The organism is Ohtaekwangia kribbensis (genome assembly GCF_042676245.1).
Lineage (GTDB): Bacteria > Bacteroidota > Bacteroidia > Cytophagales > Cyclobacteriaceae > Ohtaekwangia > Ohtaekwangia kribbensis.
In genome coordinates, this window is the sequence record NZ_JBHTKA010000001.1 from 467879 (window position 1) to 481682 (window position 13804).

At 47.6% G+C, this 13804-nt stretch carries 3 protein-coding genes; all 3 read right to left on the minus strand.

Features of this window, described 5'->3' with window-relative positions:
- Position 1 precedes the first annotated feature (1 nt).
- From ACFQ21_RS01970 to ACFQ21_RS01980, 3 genes are read right to left on the minus strand one after another with little or no spacing between them, the layout of a single operon-like run.
- The gene (locus ACFQ21_RS01970) at positions 2–11311 is read right to left on the minus strand and encodes an immunoglobulin domain-containing protein (RefSeq protein ID WP_377574066.1); all 11310 of its coding nucleotides are present in this window, start codon (positions 11309–11311) and stop codon (positions 2–4) included.
- Between the two features lie 19 nt (positions 11312–11330).
- Positions 11331–12653 carry a hypothetical protein gene (locus tag ACFQ21_RS01975; RefSeq protein WP_377574069.1) on the minus strand — a complete coding sequence of 441 codons (1323 nt, stop codon included), beginning with the start codon at positions 12651–12653 and terminating at the stop codon, positions 11331–11333.
- Positions 12634–13800, minus strand: a complete 1167-nt coding sequence (locus ACFQ21_RS01980; protein WP_377574072.1) for a porin family protein — start codon at positions 13798–13800, stop codon at positions 12634–12636. Before ACFQ21_RS01980 ends, ACFQ21_RS01975 begins: the two co-directional genes overlap by 20 nt.
- Between the last annotated feature and the right edge of the window lie 4 nt (positions 13801–13804).

Genomic DNA, 13804 nt, shown 5'->3' on the forward strand with positions numbered 1-13804 from the left:
TCTAGTTCTGATTCATTACCGCTATTTTGGTATAGAGCACCGATCTGTCACCGGTTTGTATAGCCATGAAGTATATACCGTTGGCTATGCGGGTAACATCAATCAGTTGTGGTGACGTCAGGTCGCGGTTCACATCACCGTTCAATATTGTTATGCCGCGCTGGTCGATCAGCTTCCAGGTATAATCACGATTCAGTTTATCGCCCAGGTATAACTTGATATTCTGCGAAGCCGGGTTCGGATATATTTTCAGATCCTGCAAAGCCGCTACAGCCGGATCATCTGGTATACCGACAGGAGTCTGCGAAGCTTTTGTTTGCTCCACTTTCATAATTACCGACTGCAGAATTCTGCGCGTCTGCTTGTCCTGAGCAAAAGCGATAATATACAGGCTGTCGCCATTCGCGATCGGAGTTGCCAGCTGGTGTGTTTCTTCCGCATCCGGTTTGCTATAGGTTACGGATGTACCGGCAACCAGCGGATCGGTTATAATAAATCCTTCCGGACCATATAACAGTTTACGCATCGAGAACTTGTTACCATTAACACCATTCTCCACCAACGCTGCCTGCAAAATTACCGGAGGTGTAAACGAGTTGATCTTATCGATAAAGGTATACTGTATATCGGCTTTCAATACATCGGCTGCCGTTGTACCATCAATGTCGATCGTAATATCAAACGAAGGATCTTCGAGTGATCTGCGGTCGATGTCTACCGTGGTGATGTTACCGGTAAAGCCGTTGAAGTCTTTTCCATAGTACTCATTCAATATACCGTCCATAATGGTAGCTGGCGGTTGTCGTATACCATAGATCTGCGCACGCGCGTTGTTATCGATCGGATTCGCGGCATTGATGGCATCCTGGAGCCCTGGTGATTCCAGGTGATATTGCAGCTTGATGAAGTCATTCGATGGAAGCTCATCTATATATTCTTCTGATAACTGGAAGGACGAACTGCCATCGTTGGTATAGTGCTCTATCAATACGTTCCGGTTCTTCTCTCCTATATATATATCATCGAAGGCAAAACCGTTTGATACGGTACCCGGGTTGTTATCGCTGTTACTACCAAAGGCTATACGGAACACCACGGTATCTTTCGGAAGTTCGTTCAGGTTGAAGCGTGCATCTTTCCAGCCGCTGGTTGTGCCGGTCCATGCATAGTTGTCCTGTCCGCCCGGCTCACCACTCAGGTCAGAACCATTATACCATTCTATACCTTCACCATTATCGGTACCAACAGTTTCCCACGAGCGACCTCCATCGGATGAATATTGTAACACGGCACCGTCAAAGTTCTTGTCGGAATCAGACCAGTATTTCAATGCAACCATCGGACGTTTCAATCCTTCGAGGTTCACGCACGGACCAATCACATAAGACTGTTCATTCGGATAATAGGTACTTATATAATTGTTGGCCGCAACGGTATTACCACCGGTCCACCAAGCATTGGTTCCCGAGTAAGCCTGGTTGATATTCTGTCCATCAACTGCACCGAATATCCAGCTTGACTGTTGGTTGGCTTCCTCCACGCGTATCCATGTACCCTGGCCGGCTTCAAAATCAGTTTCGTATCCGTTATCCGATACTGGCTGGTTATAGTCTACTATATAAATCTGGCGGGTCGTATCTTTTAAACAACCTACATCGGTCTTCACGCTCAGCGTTACATTGTACGCCTGAAACGATGCATACTTGTGGTGTGGATTGTTATAGGTGTTGGACGTGCGAGGGTCTGGCGGAACCATGGTATCTTTATTACCAAGCGGCAACACATCGCCATCGTCAAAATCCCAGCCATACTGTACGATTGATCCCAGTGATATACTGGACTTGTCTACGAACTGTGTAGTCTGTCCGCTGCAAATCTTTGTCCAGTCGAAATCAACTTTCGGCTGCGGACCTACCTGTATACTGTGTGTTACGTTGTCTGAACATCCTTCATCGGTTGTTACCGTCAGTACCACATCATATATACCCGGCTCGTTATACACCAGCGAAGTAGCAGAGTCTGCACTGGTCAAACCACCGAAGTCGAAATTCCACAGATACTGTATGATCTTACTATTGAATGTATTGTTCGGAATATCGGATATACTGGCAAACTTGGCAGCATCGGTCACGCACGCGTTGTTGGTGAGGATGATTGCACGCGGAGCTGCATACACTACGATCTTGCGTATAAATTCAGACGTTGCTCCCAACCCGTTGGTATAGGTATATTTTACAAAGTAGGAACCGGCAATTACATTGTCGGTATTCACATACCAATTTTCATCCACCAGGTTCACAGTTAAACCGGCCGTGAGACTGGTAAATTCTGTCGTAGGGAAACCGGTGGTGTGAGCCGGTATACCGATCAGTTGCTTCAACCCATTCTCTGCACAAATCTTCAATGCACCGGTTCCGTCTTCGATAGCGTCTTCAATAGTAAAGTCAATATCCGTGATCGGGTTCACAACGGTTGTCGCGCTGGTTACACCAATACATCCGGTGGTGGTATTGGTAACCGTATAATATATAGTATTGAAACCGATGGTGGCGATAGAAGGATCGAAGATGTTAGTACCCGACTGAATACCCGAACCGGTAAACACGCCTGAGTATCCGGCTCCCGATGGTACACCTGATAAAGGATCCGGAGCATCATTCTCTGCATACGAACTTTCCAGACCGAAGATGAGTGGCTGTGGTAATGGATTTACTTTAACGAGCACATCATCCGATACACTGGTACAAGGACCTGATACGCCATCCGGATCGTTCGTTGTTAAAGTCAACACTATACTTCCGGCAGCTCTGTCGGCAGATGTTAATGTATATACTGTAGTCGGATTATTTACGTCAGCAAATTGCGCGCTTCCGGAACCACCGCTCCACGTAACCGATGATGTGGTGCCGGAGAAGCTACCGTTCAGGTTAACCTGTTTGTCTTCACACACTTCAAAGTCCGCACCAGCTGATACTTTAGCTGACTCATTTATATGTACATCTAGGTCTTCCGTAACAATCGTACAAGGTCCCGCGCCATCCGGGTCGTTTGTAGAGAGGCGGAACGTTAATGTATTACCTACATCGGCAGCAAGTACTCCGTAATTAGCCGTAATGGTATTGCCGGTAACACTGCTGATAGACAATGTACCTCCTGCCGTTGTAACGGCACTCCATGAACCTGACGTTGCGCTTCCGCTGATGTCGCCCGAGAGGTTAATCAATGAAGGTTCACACACCACCTGGTCTGCCAGCGGTAAAATTCGCGCGCGTCTGTTCAGGAATATTGTTAATGTGTCGGACAACGATGAACATGGACCGGATACTCCATCCGGATCATCGGTCACCAGGTATAATTCTACAAATCCATTGGTCACGTCAGAGTCTACTGCGGTATAGGTTGCCGTAACGCTGCCTCCTGAAGTTATACTTACTGAAACGGAACCATCACCAGTCTTGATAAACCAGTTGGCGGAGGATGCGCTGCCTCCGATCGTACCGTTCAACGGTATAGCCATGGGCATTGTAGCGTCTTCACAAACTGCAAAGTCAGCGCCCGCGTTAACCGTAACTTTCGGATTCACCGTTACTGTAACCGTAGAGGTTGGACCATCACAGCCATTGGCTGAAGGTAAGATCGTATATACAACGGTACCGATAGACGCATTTGAAGTACTCAGAATCTGGCTTATCACCGAACCGTTTCCGTTAGCCGCACCGATTACATTGGTAGTTGGTGCTGCGGTCCACTGGAATGTTGTACCCGATACATTTTGTGGTGAAGGAAGTATAGTAACAACAGCTGTTTCCCCGCTACAGATCGTAATATCATTAGCCGATGCTGAAGGCAATGGTTTCACCAGCACCACCAGGTTTACAGCCTGCCCGTCACAACCGTTATGATTCGGTATAATTCTATAGGTCACGGTTCCAGAAACGTTACCCGTATTTACCGGCGTGTCGGTAATGCTACCGGCACCTGATGCTGTAACGCCTGACGTAATCGGACCGGTTATACTGCTTGTCCATGTAAACGATGCCCCTGCAATACTTGCAGTCGGTATAAAGTTAAGCGCTTGTCCGCTACATAATTGTTGCGCCAGTTCGATGGGATCGTTGGTAACAACCGGCACGGGTTTAACGGTTACGGTTACATCGTACGGTGCTCCAGGGCAACCGTTGGATGATGCTGTAATTCTATAGGTTACTGTTCCGTTGGTAACACCGTCAACATTGGTTAACGCCTGGCTGATGGTCGAGCCGCTGCCAGCCGAAGCTCCGGATACATTCGATGAACCCTGAACGATCCAGGTATAGGTTGTTCCGGTTACGCCATTCGGATTGGATATAGCGATCGAAGTTGTCTGACCGGAACATATAGTCTGCGGATTTGCCGTAACAGTAGGCAATGGTCTTACCGTAACTACCAGGTTAACCGGTGTTCCCGAGCAACCTCCTACCGAAGGTGTAATGGTATATATAATAACTGCATTCGTGTTGGTGGCATTCACCGGTGTATCCGTAATGGCTCCGCTGCCGGAAGCACTGACACCGGAAAGTGTTCCGATCACAGACGATGTCCAGTTGAAGGTTGTTCCCGTAATGGAAGAAGTCGGCAGGAAGTTAAGCGCTGTACCGCTGCATATTTCCTGGATCAATGTTGTTGGCGGATTTGTGATAGTCGGTTTCGGTTCAACTGTAACCGTAACATCTATATAGTTACCGGAACAGCCGTTGGCTGTCGGAACGATGCGATATACTACACTACCTGCATTTATACCATCGGTTGTTGTAAGCACCTGGCCAATCGTTGAGCCACTTCCCGCTGCTGCGCCTGATACGTTGGATGTACTCTGAACCGTCCAGCTGAAAGAAGTTCCTGCTACACCATTCGGATTGGTAATGGCAACACTGGTAGCATTACCGGAGCATATACTTTGATCGGATGCTGCTACGGTTGGTATAGGTTTAACCGTAACATTTACTGCGTACGCTATACCGTTACAACCTGCTGCTGCAGGCTGGATGAGGTACGTAACACTTCCTGTTGAGACACCATTCGTAACTGTCAGTGCTTGTGCGATCAGGTTGCCACTGCCGGCTGCTGCACCTGTTACGTTCGATGTACTTTGAACCGTCCAGGTAAATGTAGTTCCTGAAACACCATTCGGATTGGTGATGGCGATGTTCGTTGTTGTTCCACTACAGATCGATGCATCGGCCGCGTAAGCGTCCGGATTCGGATTTACGATCAGTGTAGCCGCAGAACTTGTAGCAGGCGGTGTACAGGTTCCGGTGATCACTACATCATAGTCGCCCGCGTCTCCTGCAACGGTGCTTGTTATTGTATAACTGCTACCGTTCGCTCCGGCTATATTGGTTCCATCCTTTCTCCACTGATACGTTACACCTGTTGTTACACCTGCGTTTACACTGAACGTTACACTCTGTCCCGCGCAAACGGTCTGACCAACAGGCCCCGTGATAATCTCTGGTTGTTCCTGTATTGTGAGTACAGATGCTGTGCTGGTTACAACTGGTGAACATGCACCACTCACCACAACGGTGTAGGTACCCGCATCAGCTGTTATAGTTGTTGATATCGTATAGGTGCTTGCATTTGCGCCTGCTATATCTACTCCGTTTTTCTTCCATTGATAAGTCAAGGCTGTACCGGTAGCCGTTACGCTAAACGTAGCTGCACTACCTTCGCAGATAGCCTGACTTGCTATAGGTTGTGCGGTAATCGCAGGCAGTTCGTTTATGGTTAATGTAGCTGCTGAAGTTGTTATGGAAGGTGTACACGTTCCGGATACAACTACATCGTAATCTCCTGCATCACCGACAACAACACCTGTAATGGTATAGCTGTTGCTGTTTGCTCCTGCTATATTCGTTCCGTCTTTTCTCCACTGGTACGTTACACCGGTTGTTACACCGGCGTTCACAGTGAAGGTTACATTCTGTCCGGCACAAACCGTTTGACTTGACGGGCCCGTTATAATTTCAGGTTGTTCCTGAATTGTGAGTATGGATGCTGTACTGGTTACCGATGGCGAACAGGTGCCACTCACCACAACGGTATAGGTACCCGCATCAGATGCAGAACTACTTGCTATTGAATATGTATTTGCATTCGCTCCGGAGATATCTACTCCGTTCTTCTTCCACTGATAGGTTAAACCTGTGCCAGTAGCCGTTACACTGAAATTAGCTGCACTGCCTTCGCAGATCGCCTGGCTTGCTACAGGTTGAGCCGTAATGGCAGGTAAAGCATTGATAATTAAAGTAGCTGCCGAACTTGTAACGGGAGGTGTACAGGTTCCCGAGATCACCACATCATAATTACCGGCATCGCCAGCAACGGTACCGGTTATGGTATAGCTGCTGCTGGTTGCTCCTGCTATATTCGTTCCGCCTTTTCTCCACTGGTATGTTACACCGGTTGTTACACCTGCGTTTACAGTGAAGGTTACATTCTGTCCGGCACAAACCGTTTGACTTGACGGGCCCGTTATAATTTCAGGTTGTTCCTGAATCGTGAGTATGGATGCGGTACTGGTTACCGATGGCGAACAGGTGCCACTCACCACAACGGTATAGGTACCCGCATCAGATGCAGAAGTACTTGCTATTGAATATGTATTTGCATTCGCTCCGGAGATATCTACTCCGTTCTTCTTCCACTGATAAGCTAAACCTGTGCCTGTAGCCGTTACACTGAAATTAGCTGCACTGCCTTCGCAGATGGCCTGGCTTGCTACAGGTTGTGCTGTAATAGCCGGTAAAGCATTGATAATTAAAGTAGCTGCCGAACTTGTAACGGGAGGTGTACAGGTTCCTGAAATGACCACATCGTAGTCACCGGCATCACCAGCAACCGTGGCTGGTATTGTATAACTGCTGCTGTTTGCTCCCGAGATGTTGCTTCCATCCTTGCGCCACTGATAGGTTACGCCTGTTGTTACTCCAGCGTTTACACTGAAGGTTACACTCTGACCTGCGCAGACTGTCTGACTTGCCGGACCGGTAATAATTTCAGGTTGCTCGCGGATAGTCAGTACAGATGTGCTGCTGGTTACCGATGGTGAACATGTACCACTCACCACAACGGTATACGTACCCGCATCGGCAGTTACTGTTGTTGGTATAGTATAGGTGCTTGCATTCGCTCCGGAGATATCTACTCCGTTCTTTTTCCATTGATACGTTATGCCCGTACCAGTTGCCGTTACACTAAAGCTGGCCGGGCTGCCTTCGCAGATCGCCTGACTTGCTACTGGCTGCGCTGTGATGGCTGGCAAAGTATTTACCGTTAAAGTAGCAGCTGAACTTGTTACCGCTGGCGTACACGTTCCGCCAACAATTACATCGTAGCTGCCTGCATCTGCGGCTACAGCGCTTGCTATCGTATAGGTGCTGCTATTGGCTCCTGCTATATTACTTCCACCTTTACGCCACTGATAGGTTACTCCGGTTGTTGCACCTGCACTAACACTGAAGGTTACGCTTTGTCCAACACAAACCGTTTGACTTACCGGGCCCGTTATAATTTCCGGCTGCTCCTGGATGGTAAGCACAGATGCCGCACTGGTTACCGATGGAGAACAAGTACCACTCACCACAACGGTATAGGTTCCTGGACTTGACGTTGATGTTACAGGTATACTATAGGTACTTGCATTTGCCCCCACTATATCTACTCCATTCTTCTTCCACTGATAGATTAAACCTGTGCCGGTAGCGGTTACACTAAAGTTGGCCGCACTGCCTTCGCAGATCGCCTGGCTTGCTACAGGTTGTGCTGTGATCGCTGGCAATGCATTGATCGTTAAGGTTGCTGCTGAACTTGTAACGGGAGGCGTACACGTTCCGCTTACAACTACATCATAACTTCCGGCATCACCCGCTACGGTGCTTGCTATGGTATAACTGCTGCTGTTCGCCCCGGATATATTGCTGCCGCCCTTTCTCCACTGATAGGTTACCCCGGTTGTTACACCAGCGTTTACACTGAACGTTACACTCTGTCCCGCACAAACGGTTTGGTTGGACGGACCTGTTATAATCTCCGGTTGTTCTCTTATAGTCAGTACTGAAGCTGAGCTCGTCACGGAAGGCGAACATGTGCCACTCACCACAACAGTATAAGTACCTGCACTTGATGTTGATGTTACTGGTATACTATAGGTGCTTGCATTGGCACCGGATATATCTATACCGTCTTTCTTCCACTGATAGGTTAAGCCTGTGCCCGTGGCTGTTACACTAAAGTTAGCTGCACTGCCTTCGCAGATCGCCTGACTTGCTACTGGTTGTGCGGAGATCGTTGGTAGTGCGTTGATCGTTAAGGTTACCGCTGAACTTGTAATGGATGGCGTACAGGTTCCACTTACAATAACATCATAACTTCCGGCATCTCCCGCTACTGTGCTTGCTATCGTATAGCTGCTGCTGTTCGCCCCGGATATATTGCTGCCGCCCTTTCTCCACTGATAGGTTACCCCGGTTGTTACACCAGCGTTTACACTGAACGTTACACTCTGTCCCGCACAAACGGTTTGGTTGGACGGACCTGTTATAATCTCCGGTTGTTCTCTTATAGTCAGTACTGAAGCTGAGCTCGTCACGGACGGCGAACAAGTACCACTCACCACAACGGTATAAGTACCTGCACTTGATGTTGATGTTACTGGTATACTATAGGTGCTTGCATTGGCGCCAGATATATCTACACCGTTCTTCTTCCATTGATACGCTAAGCCTGCTCCCGTGGCAGTTACACTGAAGTTGGCCGCGCTCCCTTCACATATAGCTTGACTTGCTACAGGCTGTGCCGTAATCGCGGGTAAAGCATTGATCGTTAAGGTAGCTGCTGAACTTGTAACTGACGGAGTACACGTTCCACTTACAATAACATCGTAACTTCCTGCGTCACCCGCTACGGTGCTTGCTATCGTATAGCTGCTGCTGTTCGCTCCCGAGATGTTGCTTCCTCCCTTTCTCCACTGATACGTTACACCCGTTGTTACTCCTGCGTTTACACTGAAGGTTACACTCTGTCCCACGCAAACCGTTTGGTTGGATGGGCCGGTGATGATTTCTGGTTGCTCGCGAATGGTTAGTACAGATGCACTGCTGGTTACTGATGGAGAGCAAGTACCACTCACCACAACGGTATAAGTACCTGCACTTGACGTTGATGTTGTTGGTATACTATACGTGCTTGCATTCGCTCCGGATATATCTACTCCGTTCTTCTTCCACTGATACGTTAAGCTTGTACCGGTAGCCGTTACACTGAAGTTAGCCGCACTGCCTTCACATATAGCCTGACTTGCTACAGGCTGTGCCGTAATCGTGGGTAAAGCATTGATTGTTAATGTAGCGGCTGAACTTGTTACTGCAGGAGTACAGGTTCCACTTACAATAACATCATAACTTCCCGCATCGCCTGCTACAGTAGTTGCTATCGTATAGCTGCTGCTGTTGGCTCCGGAAATGTTAGTTCCACCTTTTCTCCATTGATAGGTTGCACCGGTTGTTACGCCTGCGTTTACACTGAACGTTACACTTTGTCCCGCGCAAACCGTTTGGTTGGATGGACCCGTTATTATTTCTGGTTGCTCGTTGATGGTCAGTACTGATGCCGAGCTTGTCACGGCTGGTGAACAAGTACCACTTACCACAACAGTATAGGTACCCGCACTGGATGTTGATGTTGTTGGTATACTATAGGTACTTGCGTTCGCTCCGGATATATCTATTCCGTTCTTCTTCCACTGATACGTTAAACCTGCGCCTGTGGCGGTTACACTGAAGTTGGCAGCACTGCCTTCGCAGATTGCCTGGCTTGCTACTGGTTGCGCTGTAATGGCTGGTAAAGCATTGATTGTTAATGTAGCTGCTGAACTTGTAACGGGTGGGGTACACGTTCCACTCACAATTACATCATAGCTGCCGGCATCGCCCGCCACTGTGCTCGCTATGGTATAGCTGCTGCTGTTCGCGCCCGAGATATTACTTCCGCCTTTGCGCCATTGATAACTCAGTCCGGTGCCAGTAGCCGTAACGTTAAATGTTACCGAAGAACCTGTACACACCGCCTGTGTTGCCGGAGGCACTGTTATGGCCGGTGGAGCATTTACAGTAACACCTACTGTATTGGTGAGATCTGAATCGCAGCTGGTAGTTGCATTCGTTGCTCTCACTTTAAGAGTAACACTTGAGGATAGCGCACTGCTGGTTAACACAAGATTTCCTCCTGTACCTGCCTGTGATGTACTTAATACTGTGTTGTCTGCGCTGTTAAGCAGTTGATAGTTTACACCTACCTCTGAATTAGCAACGGTCACTCCTACTGTTGCTCCGGGACAAATCGATGTTGTTGCCGGAGATACTGCCAGAGATGTATTCGGAACAGCATTAACCGTTACTGATCGAACGGATGTACAGGATGGAAAGAATCCTACATAATCATTATCGGCTGTAAATATCTGGTTGTTACGTGATGCGATTGTCGCGGCAGCCGTACCGGCTGCGTTCTCAATCCCCATGGTCTGGGCACTGCCATCGGAACCTATATGCGTAGAGTGTATTTCAATGATGTTTGTTGTCTCATATAAAAGAATCTGAGACGTAACATAGTCGGACGTGTTGTTCGTGAACTGTACATTGTTATACTCGATCACCAGCACACGCAATGGTGCTGTCCCCATCGTCTGGTATCGTATGGTTCCGGTAGATGCATCCAGGTCGGCCCAGGCAATAGCAACGATGTCATTTGGGGGAACGGTGTTGGGAATAGTCTGTGGTACCGGAGTAGCATTGGTTCCGGAGAAACGGATAAACCCGTTATCAAACACGCGAACGGATGAAAAGGTATTTCCGTAAAAATTGAAATTGAATCCTATACCAATGGGTACCGATATACTTACTCCGATGGTTAGTGTTGTAGGACTGGTAAGTGTTACCGGACTAAATGTACCGGTAGTGTTTACAGTATAAGAAGATGTTGTTCCATCGGTAGTATAGACTTTGTGTGTACCTGCACCCGCTGAAGCTGGCGAGAATGTTGTGCCGCTTATACCGGGTCCATAGTAATTTGTGCCGCCCGTAAGTGCTACGGAAGCATCATCAGCACAATATACTGCGTTGAGATTAGTGATACTGCATTGGCCAAAGGCATGACCTAACGGTAGGGCTACCGCCAACGACAGCGTCCAGATAGTATATAATAATGTCTTTCTTAACGCCATGGCAGAGAGGCAGTTGGTTAGTATATTGACTTCCGGTTGAAAATGTAACCTCACAGTACGCTTCGGTAAATAGTTAGTTCAAAAACTCACCTCGGGAATTTACCTTCATCAGGCCGATCTTAGTCTGGGTTTCCAGATCGATTGTCCCTAAAATCAGGATGCGTCCATCGGGTAATTCTGAAACACTCGCCCCCATACTGTTCTGATCGAATGATCCCATATTCACCGACCATTGTGCCTCACTGTTCAGATTCGTTTTTATCAGTCGTATGGTTGTTCCGGCTGTAGTCTTCTCGTTGGCCAGCAGCAAAAATCCCTCTGAAAAAACAGAAGGTGTAACACTTACTGCAGTGAACTGGCCGGAGATGCTGCTCACGGTTCCTTCACCTTGCTTGGATAAATTCTCGTTTCGCTTGCAGAAATATAGCTGCCCTACGGTGCTGGTTACCGTTGCCGTGGGTACGGATGTACCAAACTCATAATAACCTCCTCCCAGCAAAGCGGGCACTTTACAAACAAAGGACAGAATCTCCCAGCTCGTTTCTTTCCCGGCATTATCCGATACCCCAAGTGGTATACCATTTCCCGAGAAACTGTTCACTTCAAAATTTGCTTCGAAGTCAGTCTCGCCTTTTAGCTGACGATCCGAATACGAGAATACATAGTAGACGTTCGATGATGCTTCAAATACTTTTATACCGGAGCCAAAGTGTTCACCGGTAGCACCCACCGGTGTTCCCAATTCTATCGTTGTCCAGGCAACCGTTTTAAAATCATTATTGAAGGCGATCGAGAATATATCTTCCTGGTCGGGAGGCGTTAGCTCCGGATCAACGGCTATCGATTCATCAGTAGAATTACCGGTAACTATAAATCCGCCATTCGATAATGCGGTGATCGACCTGGCAAATTGTGTGCTCCACTTCTGCTCGTTGTTACCAAATTCCATCCCTCCGATCGAATCTCCTGCTGCATTTATCTTTATCACTTTGAAATCATACTGATCTTCGTTAGTAGTTACATCTACACCACGATACATATTGGACAGTATCAGAAAATTACCGTCTGCGGTTGGCTCCAAGTCCTGCGCATTCTCGGATACGATCTCACGTCCTAACAGATCCAGTTCACTGCCAAATTTCTTTTGCCACAGTATATTGCCTTCTGCATCGGTTTTGATCATGAGTATACGTTGTGACTGTCCTGGCACGGTGGTATTGGCCAGAATCATGATGGTACCATCGGTATTTACAACCATGTCCACTGCGCGTTGATCACCGTCCTCACCATAATACTTGATGAAGTAATCTCTATTATCGTCTTCAAAATCCTTCTTGGAGTCACAGGAAAGAAAAGCGAAGAACAACCCTATAATGCTAATCAACCTTAACTTCATCGCCTTGTCTTTTAATGGAACGCAATACGGCTCTGGAACGGGCATTCTTCAATTTACGGGGTTTATATAGCGGACGTATATACCCTACCGAAATAAAAAGATTGTCCATTCTGAAAAGATCATCTATATGGGCCCAGCGAAAAGAACCATCTCCGGAATCCTGAAAGCTTTCGGATGTGGGATTCTCTCCTTTGTTGTAATCAAATATACTGTTGTTATCGTCTACGATGTTGGTCATGCCGAACGAGTAACGGAGATCAGCAAAGATATAGTCGAGCTTGATCTTATACTTCACACCACCGCCCACAAACAGGGAGTAGTTTACAGCATTGCGTTTTGATTTATACTTGAGCGTAGGACTTTCGCGATCTATACTCTCCACGCGCTGCGTTTCCGGATTAAAGTTCTGATCTTTATACTGGATGGTAGCCCGATCGCCAAGCAACAGATCAAATGAAACACCGGCATAGCCATACGGTCTGTACTGTCCTTGTGAAGCACTATATTTCACGGATAGCGGCATGCGTATCCACGTCTGGCGATCGTGAAAAGAAGATTCATCGCGACCGAATTGCCCGTTGATGCGTTGCTTGTAAGATGAGAACACAAAATTACCTTCGAGCACCGCGCTCAGGTTTTCGTTATAGTGCCAGTCCAGCCCTACACCAGCCTGAAAGCCGGGCTTTAATATATAGCGTTTGCGTACATCGTCAGCATACGTACCGCGATCTGCCAGCTTCCGGATGATCGAGATATTTGGGCCAATTTTTACGGACAGTGAAAATATAGGGGTTGATGTAAATTTAGAGCTGAGATATACCAGGTCGATGGGATCGCGTTTCTCATCCGTCAGGTATTCGGGATTGGCTCGTAATACTTCCAGGTAACTTTTTTCAGAACCAAACGGATCTTCGAGTAACAAGTAAGTTTCCGCTAACAATAAATACGCCCGTTGCCGCCACTCCCGGTTCTGATTTTTCTCCAGGCATTCACTCAGCATAGCCGGTATACCATAGTGATGACCGGCATTAAATTCTTCGATCGCCCGATTCAACACAAGCTCGCATTCATTCTGAGCCGATGCTGAAAAACATGCACTCCAGAACAATGCACAACTGAATAAGAATTTAGGTATAGGTCTTATCATTCGC